Origin of the sequence: Pseudomonas sp., assembly GCF_051660785.1 — a bacterium.
GTDB lineage: Bacteria > Pseudomonadota > Gammaproteobacteria > Pseudomonadales > Pseudomonadaceae > Aquipseudomonas.
Genome location: NZ_JBOFQE010000106.1, coordinates 1 through 21724, shown reverse-complemented (window position 1 = coordinate 21724; position 21724 = coordinate 1). Strand labels below are relative to the sequence as shown.

The 21724-nt window shown below is 58.2% G+C and carries 13 protein-coding genes and 1 pseudogene; 6 read left to right on the top strand and 8 right to left on the bottom strand.

The window, feature by feature from the left end; translation table 11 throughout:
- Positions 1–17: 17 nt before the first annotated feature.
- Positions 18–1439 (bottom strand): amino acid permease, encoded by a 1422-nt coding sequence (locus ACRC4F_RS29655; protein WP_438662493.1) that lies wholly within the window; start codon positions 1437–1439, stop codon positions 18–20.
- A 639-nt stretch (positions 1440–2078) separates the two neighbouring features.
- Here ACRC4F_RS29655 and ACRC4F_RS29650 point away from each other — a divergent pair.
- The 3 genes and pseudogenes from ACRC4F_RS29650 to ACRC4F_RS29640 all read left to right on the top strand — a co-directional run bounded on the left by ACRC4F_RS29650 (position 2079) and on the right by ACRC4F_RS29640 (position 11194).
- Positions 2079–2537: pseudogene (locus tag ACRC4F_RS29650) on the top strand (REP-associated tyrosine transposase).
- Positions 2538–2853: 316 nt separating this feature from the next.
- A complete protein-coding gene (locus ACRC4F_RS29645; RefSeq protein WP_438662492.1) occupies positions 2854–5970 on the top strand; it encodes a transglycosylase domain-containing protein in 3117 nt (1038 codons plus the stop codon).
- A 151-nt stretch (positions 5971–6121) separates the two neighbouring features.
- Positions 6122–11194, top strand: a complete 5073-nt coding sequence (locus ACRC4F_RS29640; protein ID WP_438662491.1) for an NEL-type E3 ubiquitin ligase domain-containing protein — start codon at positions 6122–6124, stop codon at positions 11192–11194.
- A gap of 57 nt (positions 11195–11251) precedes the next feature.
- Here ACRC4F_RS29640 and ACRC4F_RS29635 read toward each other — a convergent pair whose 3' ends face one another.
- From ACRC4F_RS29635 to ACRC4F_RS29615, 5 genes are all read right to left on the bottom strand, one after another.
- Complete coding sequence (locus ACRC4F_RS29635) at positions 11252–12481, bottom strand: hypothetical protein (protein ID WP_438662490.1); 1230 nt, start codon at positions 12479–12481, stop codon at positions 11252–11254.
- Between the two features lie 93 nt (positions 12482–12574).
- Positions 12575–13075 (bottom strand): CS1 type fimbrial major subunit, encoded by a 501-nt coding sequence (locus ACRC4F_RS29630; RefSeq protein WP_438662489.1) that lies wholly within the window; start codon positions 13073–13075, stop codon positions 12575–12577.
- Between the two features lie 15 nt (positions 13076–13090).
- Entirely contained in the window at positions 13091–13831 is a 741-nt protein-coding gene (locus ACRC4F_RS29625) for a molecular chaperone (RefSeq protein WP_438662488.1), read from the bottom strand.
- A gap of 38 nt (positions 13832–13869) precedes the next feature.
- Positions 13870–16392, bottom strand: coding sequence for a TcfC E-set like domain-containing protein (locus tag ACRC4F_RS29620; RefSeq protein WP_438662487.1), 2523 nt, complete (start codon positions 16390–16392; stop codon positions 13870–13872).
- 114 nt (positions 16393–16506) lie between these two features.
- Positions 16507–16998, bottom strand: a complete 492-nt coding sequence (locus ACRC4F_RS29615; protein ID WP_438662486.1) for an adhesin — start codon at positions 16996–16998, stop codon at positions 16507–16509.
- Positions 16999–17517: 519 nt separating this feature from the next.
- Between ACRC4F_RS29615 and ACRC4F_RS29610 the strand changes: the two genes are divergently transcribed.
- Positions 17518–18096, top strand: coding sequence for a PadR family transcriptional regulator (locus ACRC4F_RS29610; RefSeq protein WP_438662485.1), 579 nt, complete (start codon positions 17518–17520; stop codon positions 18094–18096).
- Entirely contained in the window at positions 18093–18875 is a 783-nt protein-coding gene (locus ACRC4F_RS29605; RefSeq protein ID WP_438662484.1) for a siderophore-interacting protein, read from the top strand. Before ACRC4F_RS29610 ends, ACRC4F_RS29605 begins: the two co-directional genes overlap by 4 nt.
- Before the next feature lie 178 nt (positions 18876–19053).
- Here the strand turns inward: ACRC4F_RS29605 and ACRC4F_RS29600 are convergent, their stop codons facing one another.
- Both ACRC4F_RS29600 and ACRC4F_RS29595 read right to left on the bottom strand, forming a co-directional pair.
- The gene (locus ACRC4F_RS29600; protein ID WP_438662483.1) at positions 19054–19710 is read right to left on the bottom strand and encodes a Pr6Pr family membrane protein; all 657 of its coding nucleotides are present in this window, start codon (positions 19708–19710) and stop codon (positions 19054–19056) included.
- Between the two features lie 2 nt (positions 19711–19712).
- The gene (locus tag ACRC4F_RS29595; RefSeq protein ID WP_007903672.1) at positions 19713–19943 is read right to left on the bottom strand and encodes a VF530 family DNA-binding protein; all 231 of its coding nucleotides are present in this window, start codon (positions 19941–19943) and stop codon (positions 19713–19715) included.
- A gap of 364 nt (positions 19944–20307) precedes the next feature.
- Between ACRC4F_RS29595 and ACRC4F_RS29590 the strand changes: the two genes are divergently transcribed.
- Positions 20308–21690: a carbohydrate porin gene (locus ACRC4F_RS29590; protein WP_438662482.1), complete on the top strand. Its 1383-nt coding sequence runs from the start codon at positions 20308–20310 to the stop codon at positions 21688–21690.
- The last annotated feature ends 34 nt before the right edge of the window (positions 21691–21724 follow it).

Here is a 21724-nt window from a genome sequence, read left to right as displayed (position 1 = left end):
GTTTCAGGCGTTACAACTTACGAAGCCGAACGCACCGCACCTTGCGACACATTGGTCGGTTGCAGCTTGAACACGTAGAACAACACCGTCAGCAACACCAGGAACGCAGGCCCCACATACAGCGCCACGCGGGTGTCCGGGAAGTACGCCATCAGGCCGACCACCAGCACCAGGAACGCCAGCGCCAGGTACGAGCTGATCGGGTACAGCCACATCTTGTATTTCAAGCCGGCACGTTCGCTGGCACTCAGGCCTTGGCGGAACTTGAGCTGGGCCAGCAGGATCATCACCCAGGTCCAGATCGCGCCGAAGGTGGCAATCGCCGTCACCCAGACGAAGACCTTCTCAGGCACCAGGTAGTTGAGCAATACGCCCAACAACAACGCGCCGATCGACAGCAACAGCGCACGACGGGGCACGCCGTTGTTCGAGGTCTTGGCGAAACCGGCCGGGGCCTGGCCATTCTGCGCCAGGCTGTAGAGCATGCGCCCGGTACTGAAGATGCCGCCGTTGCAGGACGACAGCGCTGCGGTGATTACCACGAAGTTGATGATGCCGGCCGCGGTCTTGATGCCCAGCCGTTCGAACGTCATCACGAACGGACTGCCTTGAGTGCCGATTTCGTTCCACGGGTAGATCGACAGGATCACGAACAAAGCGCCGACGTAGAACAGCAGGATCCGCCAGAACACCGAGCCGATCGCATTGGGAATGGTCTTCTGTGGATTTTTTGCTTCACCAGCGGTCAGGCCGATCATCTCGACGCCGAGGTAGGCGAACATCACCATTTGCAGGGACATCAACACGCCTTGCACGCCGTTGGGCATGAAGCCGCCGTGGGCCCAGAGATTGGAAATCCCCAGCGCTACACCGTCGTTGCCGAAGCCGAACGCGATCACACCGATGCCGCCGACCACCATCGCAATGATGGTGACGATCTTGATCAGGGCGAACCAGAACTCGAATTCACCGAAGGCTTTCACTGCGATCAGGTTGATCGAACCCATACTGATCAATGCGGCAAGCGCCCAGATCCAGCGCGGCACATCGGGGAACCAGACGCCCATGTACACCGCCACCGCGGTGATTTCCGCGACACAGGTCACCAGCCACAGGAACCAGTAGTTCCAGCCGGTGAGGAAGCCCGCCAAGGGGCCGAGGTAATCCTGGGCATAACGGCTGAAGGAGCCGGCGACCGGGTTGTGCACGGCCATCTCGCCGAGGGCGCGCATGATCACCAGGATCGCCAGACCGCCGATGATGTAGGACAGCATGATCGCCGGGCCGGCCATTTCGATGGCCTTGGCCGAACCGAGGAACAGACCGACACCGATACAGGCGCCGAGCGCCATCAAGCGAATATGCCGTTCGCCGAGTTCGCGTTTAAGCGGGCCGCCCTGAGCGGTCTCGCCGTGGGGCAGGTGATTGCCGACTGGCATAGGGGTACAACCTCGTTTTGTTATTGGATATGACCACCGAGTATCGAAGCGCTGACCGGTAAGCCATTGCGTCTGTGAACCGGGTTTGCTTCGTGGGCAAACCCGTCTTGCAGGACACACCTGCAAAATCAGCGGGGCGTGCAGTATAAAAAGCTTCCGATAGGGCTTTTCACTCTATAAACCACAACATTCAGCCAGAACTCTCGGCAAAAGCCCGGTTTACGGAGGGGCATCACCTGGATTTTGCAGGATCTTTCGCCGGCTGAAACGGCGCCGAGTATTGCACAGCATTGGTGCATCGTCATGTCCCTGCCTGGGCGTTATTTACTGCCCGACGTGTCTAACTCAAGCATTCCAACCGAATCGCCTCTCTGTGGTGAGAAGAGCTGTTGTGGCGAGGGGATTTATCCCCGTTCGGCTGCGCAGCAGTCGTAAAATCTGCGGATGCGGTATGACTGGAAGGACATAGGGGAGCGCTTCGCACTCCAACGGGGATAAATCCCCTCGCCACAAAAGTCCCCTCACCCCGGAGGTCCTGCAAAAGAATCAGAAATTTCACTCAACGGTCTCAGCGTCGATACAGATCACTGCTAACTAGCCTGAAAGGCTCACTTAACTTTCATGCACGGAAGCAATGGATTGCCTACTCAACCTAACTCTCATCGCCTTCGCCTGGGCCGTTACTCCGAAACCGGTCGCGCCTATCTCGTCACCGCAGTCAACAATGATCGCCAACCCGTGTTCTCTGACTAGAAATTAGGCCGCCTGCTTGTCGCCGAAATGCGACGGCCTCACGACTCCGGGCTAGTGAATTCAATCGCCTGGGTGGTTATGCCCGATCACTTTCATTGGCTTTTGCAGTTGCAACACGGCAATTTAGGGAATGTCATCGGTGCGACCAAAGCACGATGCGCCCAGGCAGTGAACAAAACGACCGGCCGAAGTGGCACTTTGTGGCAAACCGGCTATCACGACCGGACCAATCGTGATGGCGAAGAGCTTTTGCCGTTCGCTCGTTACATCGTTGCAAACCCGTTGAGAGCTGGGCTCGTAGATAAAATCGGCGATTACCCGCTCTGGGATGCCTGCTGGTTGTAAACGACTGGCACCACTGTTCAAGCAAGTGAACTCCCTGTGGCGAGGGGATTTAGCGAAACGTCGCACCGCCCCGTTCGGCTGCGCAACAGTCGTAAAACCTGCGCATGTGGTGTGTCAGAAATCGCTGGGGAGTGCTTCGCACTCCAACGGGGATGAATCCCCTCGCCACAAAATCCCCCGCCCCAGAAAGCGCCTTTCCACAGGCACTTAACGATAAGAATTCGGGATTTGTATGTTCACAATTTTTTCACCATCGCCAACCACCGACTAAGCTTCAGACAAGTCCGATCAATCTGCGTGAATGGATCAGTCGACTATGGGCGCTTTATGGCAAACCGATTCGAGTAAAACTGTGGTTCCGACTGAACGTGTGGATGAAGCGCCTTTACCTGAAAAACCCCCTCGCAGTCGTGTGACGCATGGGTGGGGGGCGTTCTGGTTGTTGCTGGTGATAATCCTGATTGTCCTGGGGCTTGCCGCCGCCAAGGAAATGCGTACCTCAAAGTTTCAATCCCGCGAGGTGAGCAAATTCGCCGCGTCCCTGAGTTACGAAATGAAACCCGGCCCCAGCGACGCTATTCGCTATCCGGGCGCGGGCCCTTTCGATCTGCGTCTGGGCTACAGCTCCCTCGGTGAATTCCTGCCGCGGTTGATCAAGCGTGACTACGTCATTGCGTCACAAACCCGCTTTTCCCAAAAGCTCATGGACTACACCGACAACGGCTTTTTCGTGCCCTACGCGGAGAAAATCCAGGCCGGGCTGTCGATTACCGATTGCCGTGCGGCGCCGTTGTACCAGTACAAGTACCCACAACAACTGTATTCAAGCTTCGAGGCGATCCCGCCGGTGGTGGTGAGCAGTCTGTTGTTCATCGAGAACCGCTTTTTGCTCGACCCCAAACAACCCTTGGCCAACCCCGCCGTGGACTGGCCGCGGTTCGGCATGGCGATCTGGTCGCAAGTTGCCAAGCTGATACACCTGCCGGGCCAATCGGCGGGCGGCAGTACGCTGGCGACGCAACTTGAGAAATACCGGCACTCGCCCGATGGCCTGACGGTGTCGGGTGCGGAAAAGATCCGGCAGATGATTTCCGCCACCGTGCGTGCTTACCAGGCAGGCCCGGAAACCTTGCAAGCCCGGCAAAATGTCATTCGCGACTACCTCAACAGCGTGCCGCTGTCGGCAGTACCGGGCCACGGTGAAGTGCATGGCATGGCCGAAGGGTTGCGCGTCTGGTACGGCGCCGATTTCAACAAGGCCAACGAGCGGCTGGCCAGCACCGACACGGATCCCAAGAGCATGGCCGAAAAAGGCCTGGCCCTGCGTGAAATGCTCTCGCTGATGATCGCTCAGCGCCGCCCTTCCCACTATCTGACCAAGGGTCATGATGAACTGGCCGACCTCACCGACAGCCACATCCGCCTGCTGGCGGCGAATGGGGTGATCGATGCGCCCTTCGCAGCGGCAGCCCTGTCCAGCAAAGTGACCTATCGCGACTGGCAGACCCAGCCGACCATTCAGCCGATCGAAACCAACAAAGGCATCAGCGTAGCGCGCAGCCGCCTGGGCGGGCTGCTCAATCGTCCGCTGTACGACCTCGACCGCCTCGACCTGTCCGCCACCAGCACGCTGCAAGGCGATTTGCAGACCCGCGCCACCGAGTACCTCAAGCACCTGGCCGACCCGGTGTTTGCGACACAAATCGGTCTGATGGGCGAACGCTTGCTCACTCCCACCAGCACCACTCAGGTGCGCTACAGCTTCACCCTATTCGAGCAAACACCGGACGGCGCGCGTGTGCGGGTGCAGACTGACAGCACCGACCAGCCGTTCGACATCAACGAAGGCAGCAAACTGGAACTGGGCTCTACCGCAAAAATGCGCGTGCTCACCACTTATCTGCAAATCATGGCCGAGCTGCACGATAAGTACGCCGACATGACCGTCCCGGAATTGAAGAAAGTCGAGATCCCGGATCAGGATCGCCTGAGCCGCTGGGCCGTCGATTACCTGATCCAGAACAAGGACCGCAATCTGTCGACCATGCTGGGCGCCGCGCTGGACCGCAAATACTCCGCCAGCCCCGGTGAAGCTTTTTTTACCGGCGGCGGGCTGCACACCTTCGTCAACTTCCGCAAGGAAGACAACGGCCGAATTCCGACCCTGCGTGATGCGCTGCGAGAGTCGATCAACCTGCCGTTCATTCGGCTGATGCGTGACCTGGTGCGCTACACCACGTATTCCGGCCCCAACAACAGCGCCGAATTGCTCAAGGACGACCGTGACCCGCGTCGCCAGGAATACCTGGCCTCGTTTGCCGACCGTGAAGGCACCTCGTTCCTGCTGAAGTTCTGGAAAAAATACAAAAACAAGGACACCCAGGCGCGGCTCGACACCTTCCTCGACAGCATGCGCCCGACCCCGATCCGCATGGCGGCGGTGCACCGTTATCTGCTGCCACAGGCCAGCCAGGAAAGCTTCAATACCTTCGTGCGCTCGCACCTCAAAGGCGCCAAGCTCACCGAAAAACTCACCGACGAACGCCTGCAACGGCTCTACGAAAACTACAGCCCCGGCGCCTACGACCTGCCGGATCAGGGCTTCATCGCCAAGGTTCACCCGCTGGACCTGTGGCTGATGGGCTACCTGCTGAACAACCCGGATGCGAAGTGGAGCCAGATCGTCAAAGCCAGCCAGTTCGAACGTCAGGAAGTCTACAGCTGGCTGTTCAAGAGTCGTCACAAGGGTGCGCGCGACAGCCGTATTCGCACGATGCTGGAGATCGAAGCTTTCCTCGATATCCATCAGCGCTGGCAGAAAGTCGGCTACCCGTTCGACCACCTGGTGCCATCGCTGGCGACCGCCATCGGTAGCTCCGGCGACCGTCCGGCAGCGCTGGGCGAGTTGATCGGCACCATCCTCAACGACGGTGTGCGCATGCCGACATTGCGCATCGACACCCTGCACTTTGCAGCGAATACGCCGTACGAAACCAAACTGATCAATGACCCGGACGCCGGCAAACGGGTGATGCCATCCGAAGTGGCCAGGGCCATGCGCGAGGCCTTGTCGCAAGTGGTGGATGCCGGTACCGCCAAACGTGTTTCCGGCAGTTTCATCACCCCCGATGGCAAACCCCTGGCCATGGGTGGCAAGACCGGGACCGGGGATAACCGCATCGAAGCCATCGGTTCCGGTGGGCGGATTCTGAGTTCGAAGTCGATCAACCGCACGGCGACCTTTGTGTTCTTCATCGGCGATAACCACTTCGGTACGTTGACGGCCTTTGTACCCGGGCGCACCGCCGAAGCGTTCAAGTTCACGTCGGCGCTGCCCGTGCAAGTGCTCAAGGGCATGGCACCGATTCTCACGCCGTACCTGCAACCGGGGAGCCACACCGGGTGCCTGCCGGTCGAGGTCGCGAGACGTTGACCGTGGGTGGTAGATAGTTATTTTCGGCATTGATAATTCCAATGCATATCGGGTGCAAACCCTTATCAAGCAGCTGTAATTCAGACTTTTACTTCGGGCCTCGGGCAGTAGGCTGATCACTCCAATAAATGCCCAAGGTTTAATAAAAAGCATGCCTGACTTACACGGACGTATTTCAGCTCTACCGACACCCGGGGCCGCCGCCGAAAAAGGCCGCCACTACGAGTTCATCAAGAGCCGCATCCATCCCGCTTTCATAGGGACTTCACTGCAACGGGTCAAGGAACTGAACGCCACGCAAACGGCTTCCGGTCAATGGGTTCAGAACGCCACAGATTTCGATCACACACAGTTACAAGCAACCAATCTTGAACTCTGGTCTGCTCAGAACACGGTCGACCGGTTCATCGACGAGTTACAAGACGTTTATGAATTCGCCGAACCCTTATTGACTGACGCGCTGCTGAAAAAATTCGATGTCGATATCGATGTAAAAACATCGTTCCTGCATCTTTACCTGCCCAAGGATCGCCCCTGGTATGTCATCGACATTCCCGGTGGAGTTGTCACCCGAACCGTCTCGTTGCTGGATGCCGCGCTCCACAATTTCGCATTCAACGAAACCTGTGAACATGACTCGGACTTCATCAGCCAGCCCGATGCGCGCGGGCACTTCGATATCCTGCCGATCAAACGCAAGTTGTCCATCGCCCAGTTCCAGAACCTGTGTCGCGAGCTGGACATCGGCGCACAGTACACGACTTACCTTGAAGGGCAGTTGCTGCCCAGAGATGGCGTCGCGCAGACCGTGTTGAAGCGCAAAATCGTCAAGAGTGAAAAGGCCGCGTTCAAAGCGGCTGTGCAACAAGCGGTGATGACCGGTGACATCGACACCGACGCCAGCGACCTGATCCAGTCGATGCTCGATGGCCAGCTCAATCTCACCCGCAAAGGCAGGATTATGCAGTTCGCCGAACTGTCCATTCTCAATAGCCCGCTGACCGGGATCGTGTTGATTACACCGGACCTGAACCGCACCCGCGAGGTTGTGCCGATATTCGCTTACGTCCCACAGGACCCTGAACATCCACTGAAGGAATACCCTTCTACCGTCGATTTCATGAACGAACTGACGCGCCAGCTGCGTGACAACGAAGTCGTATCGTCCACCGGGATGACCTACCAGCAATACTTCAGCCGGTTTGTCGATCAATCGGAACGAGGGCATTTTTTTGGCGGGCTGCAACAACGCCTGTTCGAAGTGAAGTGGCACCAAAAAGAACCACTCGACCAAGGGCCCAGCTGGCGGGAAGTTCCGGTCGCCGACCCGGTTTTGCATTTCAGCTCTAAACCGATTCTCGGCAAACTCTGGAAGTACCTTTATCAGCAAAAACTGAACAAGATCCTCAACGACGCCCGACACATCGCCGTGTCCACCGCCGATTCCGATTCCAGGGCCCGCTGGGCCTGGTGGGATAATTTCAAAAAAATAGTCTCAGACATTTTCAATGTCGCGCTGATGGTGGTCACACCGTTCGTTCCGGGCCTGGGCGAATTGATGATGGTCTACACCGCTTATCAAATAGCCAGCGACGTTATCGAAGGCATCGTCGACATGACATTGGGACTGTGGACCGAAGCCGCCGAGCATATCGTCGGCGTGGTGACGGATTCGATTCAACTGGTGGCGTTTGCCGCCGGCGCGAAGATTGGCAATGTCGCCCGCTTGAAACTTTCACCGCTGATCGATGGCATGAAACAGGTAGAGCTTCCCAATGGCGAAGCACGCCTGTGGCATCCCGACCTCAAGCCTTACGAACGGCCCGATGTGATTTTGCCGGCTGACTCGCGCCCTGACGCGCTGGGTCTTCACGCCCACCAGGGCGAGAACATTTTGCCGCTGGACGAAAAATATTTCGCCGTGCAAAAAGATCCGCAGACGGGCAATTATCGCGTCAAGCATCCGCGCCGCGCCGATGCCTATTCACCCGAGTTGCGAAATAACGGCCTCGGTGCCTGGACCCATGAAGCCGAGAACCCGCGCACCTGGGACAGCCCGACCTTGATGCGTCGCCTTGGCCACTCCGTGGACGGGTTCAGCAACGCGGATCTGGAACACGTTCGCAGCGCCAGCGGTACCGACGACGGTGCACTACGCCGGATGTACGTCGACAACACGGCCCCGCCACCGTTGCTGGACGACAGCCTCAAACGGTTGAACATCCAGCGTCAGACCCGGCAAGCCATCGAACGAATTCGAGCCGGCCTGCCACTGCCGCCTGATGCTGCGTGGTTTGAACCGCTGGCGACATACCTGGACGGCTGGCCTGCGGAGAAAGCGCTGAGGGTTTACCAATACGCCGACCTGTCCGGCCAATTCCGTCAGTACGGTAATGCCGACCTCACCGACGGGCAGACATTCTCCACCAGTCTGTCCCACGTCGTGAGCGAGCAGTTTGTGCCGGACCTTGTCGACTTCCTCAGCGAGGAAGAAGTGCAAGCAGTACTGGGTCAACCAACCGCTGTAGAAGATCGGGTGCAAGCGCTACGTGATCGACTGGCGGACGAGGCGAATCGCTTGAATGCGAACATCTTCAACTATTGCTATCAGGGTGCCGAAGCCTCTAGTGATCCACAGGTTCAGATGATTCGCCGTGATTATCCGGAGTTGCCGGCACGTGCGGCAAAAGCGCTGCTGGCCAGTACCGACGCTGCCGAGCTTGAACGCCTGAATCAAGAGCAACGCCTGCCGCTGAGCCTGAAAAGCCGCGCCCGTGAAGCCGCGTTCGAAGCCCGGGCCAACCATGCCTATGAAGGCTTTCACGATGACACACAGTGGATGCCGGAAACTGAACGCCTGGTATTGAACGCGCTCAGGATTCACACCGACGCATTCGCCCGATTGCGCATCGAGGTTCGCCAAGGCAGCGATGCCGGATCACTGCGCTGCAGTGTCGGTGTCGAGGACGCGTCGACGGTGCGGGTGCTGGTCAAGGATCGCCTGAACCAATTCGAAGTCTGGGACGGCGAAAACCATAAACTGTACGAAGCCACTGACTTTTTCGAAGCCGTGCTCAGAGCCTTGCCGAAAAACAGACAGGCACAACTGGGGTATAGACCCGGCCAGGGCGCATTTTTCAAGCAATGGGTGAAGGCCAAGACCGAAACACCCGCCGAGCGCCGCACAGCGCTCGCCGCACCGCCGAACCGTGCATTGGCGGATCATGAAGATTCGATGCTATTGCGCGGCCCGGTTATTTCCACCACCGCCGCCACGCTCACCGAGCGAGTCCAGGATCTGTATCCCCACTTCAGCGAGCGAGAGGTCGATACCTTTGTGCGTTCCCTCGGTTCGCAGGAGCAAGGGCATCAGGCACTGACACGACTGGACCGCGAACTTCATGATCTGCAAAAGCTGCTCAATAGCTGGCGATACGAGCAACCCGATAAATGGGGCCCGGGCAGTTATAATTTCTGGGACGGTGGCGGTATGCACATCTCAGAGCGGCTCATCGAATGTTTTCAAAGAACACCGGTAGTTTTCGGTGAGCGAAACATCACCGTTGACGGCGGTTATGTGCTGGACCTCTCATCAGATATCAACCGTATGGATCTTGAGCAGTGGTGGAAGAAACTGCCGGAGCTCAAACCCTGGCTCGATCAGATCAGCACCTTGAACCTGGACCGCACGACCTTTTCGGCAGACTCCACCGGTTTGTTGAAAGAATTTGCGCACCTGCGGCAATTGAGTGCAAGGAGTTGCCAGTTGACCCGGCTGCCCGAAAATATCGGCAAGATGCATTTCCTCCGAACCCTGCGCCTGATGAACAACGAGATCACATTGACACCTTCGGCGGTCGAGCAACTGAGAAACCTGACGCACATGGAAACCCTCAGGCTGGATGACAACCCAAGGCTGGGGCTGCTTCCAAATGTTGAACGCATGCCGAAGTTGAGCATTCTGGGGTTGAGCAACACAGGGGCTACCACGTGGCCAGAGGGACTCTTCGGGCCCCTCGGCAAGCGTCGACCGCGTGGTTTTTTTCTGGATCTGCAGGAAAACCCGATCAGTACCATTCCGACCGTTGTGCCCGGTTCGAATGATGCGTTCATCGTCGCGCGAACCCGTCTTTTCGCAGAAAACCTTTCCGAGGTGAATCGGAACCTGTTCAAGGACTATCGACGGTCGGTCGGCATTTCTCCCGATCAGGTCTACGCCGACGGTGCCACCAACGCGATGGCCCGGTGGTGGATTAATGACGACTCGGTTTGGTGGAGTCGCGAGGTCTCCGGGCTGGGCACCTTCCGGCAGGAAGCCTGGCACGACTTGATGCTCGAGCCCGACTCCCAAGGCTTTTTCTCCCTTATCGAGAAACAGACGCTCTCGGCCGATTACCGGGCCGGCGGTGAGTTACGCGCACAGCTCAGCAGCCGGGTATGGCGCATGGTCGAAGCCGTCGACCTGGACACCGAGCTGCGCAAGGAGCTGTTCGAGATGGCAACAGCGCCCACCACCTGCGCCGATGCGGGTGCTCAGGTCTTCAACAACATGGGGATCAAGGTCCTCGCCTCCGAGGCCTACGCCCTTTCCACATCCTCCACCATGCTTGAGAGCCGATTGGTGAACCTGGCAAAAGGCGCCGCTCGACTCGCACGAGTGGATGACATTGCCCGGGCCGATTTCGGCAGCCGTGCGGGCAACCCCGATGAAGTCGAGGTTTACCTCGCCTATGAAAGCGGCCTGGCGCAACGCCTCGGTTTACCGTGGCAATCAGAAGCCATGCTGCATGGCCGCGTGGCCGGTGTGAGCGCTGACACCCTCGACACCGCTTTCGAGACGGTGATGTCGATGGAAGCCGGCGATGGCCTGGTCAACGACATGATCGAGCAACCGTTCTGGGAGAAATACCTGCGAGAGGTCTACCCGAACGAGTTCAGGCGCAATACCCGCACGTACGAACACAGGGCCGGGCAGCTGGATGAATTGCGCGAGGCTCAACACGCCTGGGCCAGGTCCAGAAACATGCCGATTGCACAGCGACGGGCACTCAAACAGCGCCTGCAAAACCTCGCCCGGCAATTCAATGTTAACGACGACGTTGTACTCACCGACAAGGACATGACGGATGAAGTCTATGACAGCTTGTTGCACGACATCGGTTACGAGGAAAAGCAGTTGAGCAGGCGGTTGACCCGTGAGGCGTTGCACAGAACTGCGCCGTAACAATTGGTGACCGGGTAGCCCCTGAAGGCCGGTAAATGAAGCTTCAGGGGCGATCCGCTAACCTACTTCCGAATCCCAGATGACCGTAAACCTGCCCGAGTAGGTCGTCGCTTCACCGGGTACGAGCATTTCATTGACCTGGTCCTGAGCAATCTCGAAGTGCAACGTCCCCGGCTTGCGATCGATATAAAAACCCGGCAGGAACAATTCAGTGCCGCTGCCATCGCGTCGCAGCGGTCGACGAACGACGGGGCTGCCGGCGGCATCGACGAGGCCGTTGGGCAGCGTCACGCTGAGGTTGACCGGGAAAGTGCGCAGGGAACCGGCCCTGCTCACACCGCAGGTTTCGCTGTTCCCATAGTACTGGCAGGCCAGCGTCATCTTGAAACGACTCGATGACGAAATATTGAACGTCTGATCACGAAACAGCCGCGTCGGTTTACGCCCCTGCGTCAGCCAGGCCTGCCACCCCCCCTGTGGGACCAGTTCAACACGATCGCCGCCGGGGGGAATTTCGACTTTCAGCGTATGCTCGACACTCAAGGTGAAGTTGAGGCTGATCAAGTCGTCGTCGGGCAACATGATATCGCCCATGTCAATATCGCCATGCGGCCCCACCACGTAGTTCAGTACGCCCCTGTACGTGCCCGTCGACATCTGCAGCGGGTTAGGCGTCTGCAGTTCATATGAAAAACTGAAGTTTTCATAGGCAAAGCCGTAGTCCAAAGTGATCGGCAACTGAGCTTGTTTGCTGCAAACGCCCCCATCGGCCGGAACTCTCCAGAAAAAAGCGAAATAATGGGCAGTACCGTAACTCGTTCCTCCACTGACGCAGGGCGGATCTGGATATCCCCAGTGAGGCGACCAATGTGCAGGCACCAATGGTTCCTTGAGGGTATACGCTGCGCCAAGACCGCTGATGCGCATTTTGACGATCTCGGGTTCACCGGTTTCATCATGAATAACCGTCACTTCCTTCCACGACGACGGAAGCCGGAACATCGGCCCCTGACGTTGATCATGCTTAGCCTCGATAGGGGCGACTGCCCTGAACCGGGTTGGTACACCGATGCTGAAAACGCCAGGCGCGCAATAGTTCGGATGTTCTTTGCAATGCCCGCCTTGCGGTGTGGTGTTCTCGAACGTGTTACGCATGGGGTTTGCCGGATCAGGCCGAAATACAGCGCTCATCTCCAGGGTGACCGCACCCGCCGACGCTGCATAGGTTCCAGCAAACAGGCTGGTAAACAGTGATAAGAGACACCCAAGGTTTTTCAACGATTTCATTTTTGACATACTCCCGCGACCCGCTACGACCGGCCGGTACTGTCCCGGCCCACATGCTGAAAAAAAACAGCGTCATTGAATGACTTCTTGCCGTCACGTTCCCGGCAGCACGGCGTTGAAAATCAAATTGACGTTGCCAAAATAATTGCCGGGTTTGTAAACCCCATCGGCAGGTGGCATCGGCACGATTTCGAGTAACACGCGTGTGCCGGGAGCGGCGTCGGCCAGGGAGACCACTTCGATGCTCTCTCGCTCATTCAATAACGTGCCGTTAAACGACACGCGCAAATTGATGTCATGAGCATCGGTGCCGTTGGACAGATAAGGCCGCCCATCAAGCCGGGCTTCGATCGAGCCGGCGTCGCTCTTCACATCGAAATATTTGCGCAAGCCGTCCAGCGTCGAGGTCGACAGTTTCCAGGGCAGTTGTTGCTCTTGATGAATCCAGCCCGGATCAGCGGGAATGACATAAAACCCTTGAATCGGAATGGTCACGAACACTTCGAAGTGATGCACCTCTCTGGCGGCCTGGGCCCAGGGACTGGCCCACAGCGCAACACCCGAGAAGAGCAAGACGGTTGGTTTCCTGAACATGGTCATCACCCGGAGTTATCCCTTCACGTCGAGTTTTTTGCTTTTCTCGCCTTCAATCAGGGTGAAGCGATACTCGCGACCGGCCTGCTTCTCGAAGCGGAAGGACCGACCCGCGAGGATGTGATGCTTGGTCGTGGGCTGGCAGTCCTGATCGTTTTTCAACGAGCAATCCTTGAACTCATCGATCACCACCACGGTATTGCCGTCGTTGCGGATCCGGTAGCTGCCCGCGTCGTTCTCGACCACGCTTTCGTAACGCGTGTCCTTGGGCCGTACGAAAAACACCGCGCCATAACCGGCCAGTACCGAGACACCGGCGGAGAGGGTTTTCTTGTATTCCTCTCGATCTTCCCCGGAGACCGCGAACTCGTCTTCTTTCTCGGGCACCACCGGGACGAAACGCACGCGAAAATAACGCTCTTTGTCACGCTCGCCCATGTACAACAGTCGCGTGCCCTGCATACCACTGGCGGGCACGATCAGCCGTGCCGGGCTGGCCATCAAGCCATCCCGGGCGGTGCCGTCGGCACTGGTTTTGAGCGGCACTTCCTGTGACTTGCCATCGGCGTCGTAAAGGATTTCAAGGATGTTGACCTTGACGAAGGCGGTGCTGTCGCCGCCGTTGAACACGCGTTTCAGGAACGTACTTTTGTCGCCGTCCATATAGTCGTACATCGTGCCGATATTGATGCTCGGCCCGGCGTGCGCCGTCTGGGTGAATAAACAAAAACCAATCAGTGCCAACCGACGTTTCATCGTCCTTTACCTCATAAAAAAGTGCGTTTTACCGGGCATCAGCCTGCCGTCGGCGTCTCAAGCATCGCGTCCGCCAACGTATCCGGCGTGCAACGCAAATCGCCGATCATCAGCACATTGTTTTCCGTGCGCCCAAGGCCCGGATCCAGGCGGAACCGGCACAGCAACTGGTTGCCGTGGCGCACTTCCAGGGTCGGTGAACCAGCGTTCATTTCCATGGAGAAGAAGCCGTCCACTTCACTCACGCCGCGACTGGCGTGGTTGATGATGTGGTGGCCCTTGAGCGGGTTGCCCTGGGGGTCGATCAGGCGGCCGAGCACGGTGAGGGTTCGCATCACGCGGATCTGGCGATAGTCCACGCCGCCCTTGTTCAGGTGATAACTGGAACGGGCTGGCTGGATGGTCGCGGCCGGAACGTCGTTGCCTTCGAAATCAAAGCTGACGGAACTGCTTTTGTAGGCGGTGATCGGCACAAAATTGCGCCCGGGTTTAAGGACCGCGCTACCGCCGCTCAAATCGTCGGCGCGCAAGGTGATGTCGTCGATGTCCGATTCGACATCGATGATCATGCCCGCACCGTTGCGGGTGTACTGGCTGGTCACCACCATTTTTTGCCCGCCGACGGCGACAGTGCTCTCGAGGTTCAAGCCACCGGTGAAATCGTTGTTGAAAGAGGAGCGCTGGATAAAACCGTCGCCGTTGACCCGGTCCGTCTGCATCGTCGCCATCGCGTTCATGCCAATGCCATAGGTGTCGGTGATCGCGGTGGCCGAAACGCTTTGCAGCACGTGATTCTGCAAACTCTTGCGGTAGCTGATCGAGGCATTGTTATCGCGCCCGCCGTCGCGATCGGTACGGGTGCCAATGCTGCCGGACAGCTGTTCGCCCGGGCCACCCAGCGAGACGTTCACGCTCAGATCAAGGCCACGATTGCGATCATCTCCGGAGCTGAAACTGCCCGGCCGGTCGAACAGCGACAGGCGCCAATTGGCGTCGCTGCCGAACAGTTGCGTGCGCTGGGACCACCCCAGATCAATGCCGACGCCTTCGGTATTGCCTTCGCTGTGGGACACCCGGGCATTGACCGAACTTTTGCTGGTGAGTCGGTGATTCACCGAAAAGGAAGAGTTGCTGGTCTGGCCGATAAACACATTGCGCTGGCGCACTCGCGTGCCGTCGGGCAGGGTGTCGTAGAGCCGGGTGGTGTCGAGCCAGCTACGGTTATGGCTGGCGACGATACTGCCGCTGCCGTAGGAATAAAGGCCCTGCACGTCGAGGCCAGTGCCGTAGTCCTGGGTTTTGTAGACGTTGGCAAACACGCTGGCGTTGTTGACGATCGCCCAGTCGACCGACGTGCCGTATTGCAGCGTGTCTTTTACCTGTCGACCCGACAGGCCGAGGATCACCCGCGGGTGCAGGAGGTAGTTGAAGGCGGCGCCGGCGGTCATGTCGCCGTCGGCCTGGTCTTCCCAGTTGCTGACCACTTTCGACTCACGCCCGGCGAACAGGTTGTAGCGCCAGCGCTCTTCATGATTGCGCCAGTTGTTGGGTTTGTAGACCAGTTCCAGTGTGCTTGAGGTGATCTGGCCGTCTTCGATCAGGCGCACTTCAACTTCGTAGATGCCGCCGGGTAGGGGCCGCGTATCAAGTGTCTGCAAACCCGCCGGCATTGCCTGTGTGTTGATCAGCAAACCATCGCGATAGATTTCCACCGAGCCCTGGCGATTGGCCGTGACGTAGATCGGATAGACCGCCGGTTTCGGGTTGTTGATCGCCAGGCTGTCCGAGCTGCCGTACATGACGCCCAGCGCGGTGTCGGGGCTGGCGCCGAATGAACGGGGCTGGCGAGTCAGGCCTTCCGAGTTAGGCGTGAATAACCCCATTCGCAGAAAGCTGCCTTCCAGTTCGCGCTGGGTGAAGAGCCCGTGCACGGCGTGATAGGTCTGGTTGTCCACACCACCCAGGCGGGACAGCTGCACATTCACCGCTTGGGTCCAGTTCCCCAGGCTGCTGCTGGCTTCCAGGCCGTAGCGCCCACCGAGGTCCTGGTTCTGGCCGCCATTGAGGTTCAACTGGTTACGCACGATCAACCCGGTGCTGCCCCCTTCGGGCTGGTTGTAATAAAGCGGCGCCTGATCATCGCGCTCGGCGTTTTCCGTAAGGATCGACACCAGGGAGTTTTCAAGGCTGTAGTGCACGGCCAGCAGTTGTTCGGGGCAGTTGACCTGGCAAGCTCCCAGCACCGCACCTTGTTTCAGATAGTTGGCCCAGGCCTCACGCTCGCTGGGTCTGATGGTGCTGTCGCTGACGTCAGTGAAGTCAACGAGGGTGATGCGATCATCGCGGGTCAACACGACCATCGCCTCACCGAGAAACTGTTGATCAAGTTCCACGCGCACCGCCAGCGGAACATCAAAGAAGTGTTCTTCGAACTCGCTCGGTAAACCCTTGGCTTGCGCGAGCAAACTTCGAGGTGTATGGCCGTTATCCGCCGGCGCGGCCAGGGCAGTTGCACAAATACATAGGGCAAGCGCCGTCGCGATGGGAGTCATCGGGAACATGAAAAAAATACTCTATGGATGAAGTCGGTGAAACCCGATCGACAGGGATGCGACCCTATCGATCGGTGAGCGTTATCAAGTAAGACAGAACTTACTTACGGAACGCGCTTTGGTTTAGATGCGCGGAATGGCATCAAACATGACGACCGGGTTGGCGGTGTAGAGCCCCACGTGATTATCGGACAGTCTGCCGCTACTGATAACCAGGTCTGCACGCATGCCGTAGTTAGACTCTTCATCACCTACCACTTCCTGAGAGGTGGCAGTCAACACCTTGCCGTTGAAGGTGTAGATCAGAGGGATACTCGAGGCCGGATCACCGTTGAACAAAGGGGTAGGGCCGCCTACGACGTAAGCACCCACCGAGCCATTGGCGTGCTTGATATCAAAGGTGCCACGGACTTCAGTCAGGGTGCGGGCAATGTGGTCGAGGTACATTCTTTCATCTTTACCGAAGTCGTGGTTCACAGGCATGGCATGGAAATCCCTGCTCGGAATGTCCGCGGTAATGTTGATGGAGGTGCGCGACTCTTCCGCAGCGAACGCCATCGAAGCGCTCAGGGCCAGGAGGGTCATCGGAACGGCGATTGCAAACTTCTTGAACATTTTTGAATACCTGTCTTTTCAATGGATTGGGCCGAGGAAAGTCTGAACAAGCGAGCGCCTTTCACTCCTGTGTTGGCAATTCGCTTAACTTTCGACGCCGGAGAATGATCGGCCAATTCCTTGAGAAAGTAAGTACGTAACTTCCGAAGAACATGTAGTAACAATGGTGTTCGAACAGCAGGAAAAAATCGGAAAAAACAACAATTCGATTGTTTTACCCTCAGAGAAATACTACACACAGATTTAACTTAAAAAACACACAGACAAGCACTAAATAAACTTCCGTAAGACCGGGACTACTTATCTAATGTTAATGGGTTAATAGCAAAGCGGCGAACTTCCATGATTAGTTCAATTACTCTAAAAAAGCAATCGATGCGCCCTTCTCGTCAGTGAATGCACTTGGCTTTCAATCATCCCTCGCGCCGTTGCGGGCCAAGACCGTTGGTCGAAACCCCTTGCGCAAGCCTTAAGATATATCTTAAGTTGTATCTAAACGCGACGAGAGAAGACGCAAAAATGAGAGACCATCATTCCCATCGAGAACACGGCGACAGCCGCGACAGCTTTGAAAAACGCCCGGGCCCCGGCCGAGAACGCGGCGGACGCGGCCCCCGGGTGTTCGCCCCCGGCGACCTGAAATTGTTGCTGTTGGCATTAATCGCCGAGCAGCCGTGCCACGGCTATGACCTGATCCGCCAGATCGAAAGCATGTTCGATGGCGCCTACAGCCCCAGCCCCGGCGTGATCTACCCGACCCTGACCTTCCTTGAAGAAAGCGAAATGATCCTGGGCGATGCCGAAGGCGGCAAAAAACGCTACAGCATCACCGACGCCGGACGTCTGTCGTTGACCGAGCAGGCGATTGCGCTGGACGGCGTGCGGATGCGCATCGAGGTCAGCAAGCGTTCCTTGCGCGGCCATGATCGCCCGGCCGAGATCCACGAGGCGGTGCACAACTTGCGTCACGCCTTGCAGATGCATCACGGGCGCTGGAGTCCGGAAGAAATCCTGCGGGTGCGCGATCTGCTCAACAACACCGCCAAAGCCATCGTCGATGGCCCTGCCGTTCAACCCGTTCAGGAGCAAGCCGAATGACTGAAGTTGTGCACACCATTCACCGCGTCATGCATGAGATCAAACGCCGTCGTCTGGAAGTGCTCCGCGTGGTCGACCTGACCCCGCGGATGCGCCGGATTACCCTGGGCGGCCCGGAGCTGGCCGGTTTCGTCAGCCTCGGTACGGACGACCACGTCAAATTGCTGTTCCCGCAAAACGCGGCGGAGCAAGCAGCACTGGAAACCCTGGTGCTCGGCGCCGGTAAAGACAACGGGCCGATGCCGGCGATGCGTGACTACACACCGCGTCGTTACGACCTCGACACCTTGGAACTGGACATCGATTTCGTCCTGCACGGCGACGGCCCCGCCGCGACCTGGGCCGAGCAGGCCCAACCCGGCCAGTTCCTGCACATCGGCGGGCCAAAGGGCTCTATGATCGTGCCGGACATGTTCGACAGTTATCTGCTGATCGGCGACGAAACCGCCCTTCCCTCCATCGCCCGCCGCCTCGAAGGCCTGGGGGCCAATCGGCGTGCACTGGTGATCGTGGAAGTGGAGAACGGCGCCGAGCAGCAACGCCTGGAGAGCGCCGCGCAGGTCAACGTGATCTGGGTCTTGCGTGAGGGCGGCAAAGACAATTTGCTGACCACCGTGAAGCAACTGCAGGTGCCGAGCGGCAATCTGTATGCGTGGGTGGCGACTGAGACCAAGGTGTCACGGCAGATCCGTCGGGTGTTGCTTGATGAGCATGGTTTGAATGAGCAGTTCGTCAAAGCCGTGGGTTACTGGCGGGCGGATGACAGCGACGAGGAATAACCGCAACCCTTGTGGCTGGTTCCTTGTGGTGAAGGGTTTCTGTGGCGAGGGGACTTGTCCCCGTTGGAGTGCGAAGCGCTCCCAAAATTTTCGACCACTGCCGAGATTTCGGGGCTGCTGCGCAACCCAACGGGGACAAGTCCCCTCGCCACAGTAGTCTCCTCGCCACAGTAGGGTTTCACTTTTGGCCCGGGTGCCACCTGTCCAACGCGATAATAATCAAGGCGATCACCACAAACCCAACCAACAACCCCCCCGCATTCACAAACACCTGTGGATAACCCAGCGTGCCGACATCAATGAACGGATAGGGATAAACCGCCAACTCATGCCCACGCAGCAGCGAATAGGCGAAGTACACCAGCGGATAAATCACCCACAACCCGATATGCCGCAGCCGCAACGTGCCTTTGGGCACACACCACCACCAATACGCCAGAAACAGCAGCGGCATGACGTCGTGCATTAATTCATCGGCCAGCAACTGCCAGCCTTCGGGGTGCCACAAGTGGCGCAACAACAGGCTGTACGCCAGGCCGACCACGGTGATGCTCACCGCAACCCCACTGCTCACCCACGGCTGCAAAAACCAGCGTCGCGCCGCCGACTTGCGAGTCGTCCATTCGCAGGTCAACACGGTCGCCACCAGCGTATTGGTCAGCACCGTGAAGTAGCTGAAAAAGCTCAGCAGCCCACCCAGCAAACTGGCTTCCAGCGTCCAGCGTGAGTACAGAATCAGGTACAGCTGAATGGCCAGCCCCGACCAGCCCAGCACCGCGCCCACCGCCACAAAACGACGCCGCGCGGAAGCACCTGGCGTCGATAGGGTGACCATGTTCAGAGCGGGCGCTTGGTGCGCATCAGCTTCACGTACAGGCGTTCGACCTTCTCTCGGGCCCACGGGGTTTTGCGCAGGAAGGTCAGGCTCGACTTGATACTCGGATCGCTCTTGAAACAGCGGATATCAATGCGCTCGGCCAGCCCCGACCATTCGTAATGCTCAACCAAGGCGTTGAGGATTTGCTCCAGCGTCACGCCGTGCAGCGGGTTGTTGTTCTGTTCGGTCATGCCGGGCCTTCGAGCGATGTAAGGATGGGAAGCCGCGCACCTTAGCCGAGGGCTTCCCTGGGGGGAAGCGATCTGTGTGCTGTCAGCTAAATGTAGGTGAAACGCAAAAGATCGCCGCCTCGTTTCACTCGACAGCGCCTACAGGCGAACGCATTTCAATGTAGGAGCCGTCGAGTGCAAAGAGGCGGCGATCTTTTCCCACGGACTGTTACCGAATCCGAAACGCTCCATGTCAGCAAAAGCGCTTTCTCTATTTGTAACAGGACATTATCCTTGCGCCCGTCAAGCTGAAACGCTTCATCTGCCCGCGTCATAGTGCCGCTTCCGTTCACTCCCCCAGAAAAAGATCAAGAATTCCTTCTCTATGCCTGATTTCCCAACTCCGCGAGACAGCGCTGTCTGTACCGCTATTGCCAGCCGAAAAGCCCTGAACCTGATCGCTGGATTCAGCGCTTTCGGCCTCGCCACCTGCACCCAGGCCGCTCCTGCGTTTGATAGCGAATCCCCCTGGATGCTCGGCGACTGGAACGGCACGCGCACCGAACTTTCGGAAAAAGGCTACGACTTCAAAGTCGATTACACCGGCGAAATGGGCAGCAATCTGCACGGCGGCTACGACCACGATCGTACGGCGCGCTACAGCGATCAGTTTGGTTTCGGCACGCATCTGGACTTGCAGAAAATCCTCGGCTGGGACGACGCCGAATTTCAGCTGACCATCACCGAACGCAGCGGCAACAACATCAGCAACGACCGGATCAACGATCCGCGGGTCGGTGGCTTCACGTCGGCTCAGGAAGTCTGGGGCCGCGGGCAGACCTGGCGCCTGACGCAGATGTGGTATCAGCAGAAATTCTTCGACCAGAAGCTCGACATCAAGGTCGGCCGTTTCGGCGAAGGCGAGGACTTCAACAGCTTCCCCTGCGACTTCCAGAACCTGGCGTTTTGCGGCTCCCAGGTCGGCAACTGGGTCGGCGGCATCTGGTACAACTGGCCGGTCAGCCAGTGGGCGATGCGCGTCAAATATCACCTGACGCCGGAGCTGTATGCGCAAGTCGGCGCGTATGAGCAGAACCCGTCGAACCTCGATCGCGGCAACGGCTTCAAGCTCAGTGGCAGCGGCACCCAAGGCGCGATTCTGCCGGTCGAACTGGTGTGGTCGCCGAAGCTCAACGGCCTGCCAGGCGAATACCGCGCCGGTTACTACTACAGCAACGCGAAGGCCACGGATGCCTACAAGGACAGCAACGGTCAGCCCGCTGCCCTGAGCGGCGAGGCTTACCGCAGCGCATCGAGCAAGCACGGCGTGTGGTTGGGCGTGCAACAGCAAATCACCAGCCGCGCCAGCGACAACTCTCGCGGCTTGAGCGTGTTTGCCAACGGCACGATGCACGACAAGAAGACCAACGCCATCGACAACTACGTCCAGGCTGGCGTCGTCTACAAAGGGTTGTTCGATGCTCGCGCCAGGGACGACATTGGCTTTGCCCTCGCCCGCGTACACGTCAACCCGGCCTATCGCAAGAACGCCGAAGCAACCAATCAGGCCCGCGCCGTCTTTGACTACGACGACCCTTCGTTCCTGCCGCCCCAGGACACCGAATACAGCGCCGAACTCTATTACGGCGTGCACGTCACGAACTGGCTGACCGTGCGTCCGAACCTGCAATACATCCGCCACCCCGGTGGCGTGGACAAGGTCGATGACGCGCTGATTGGCGGGATCAAGATCCAGTCATCGTTCTGACCAACACCGAAAAACCCTTTAGGAGCCGGCTTGC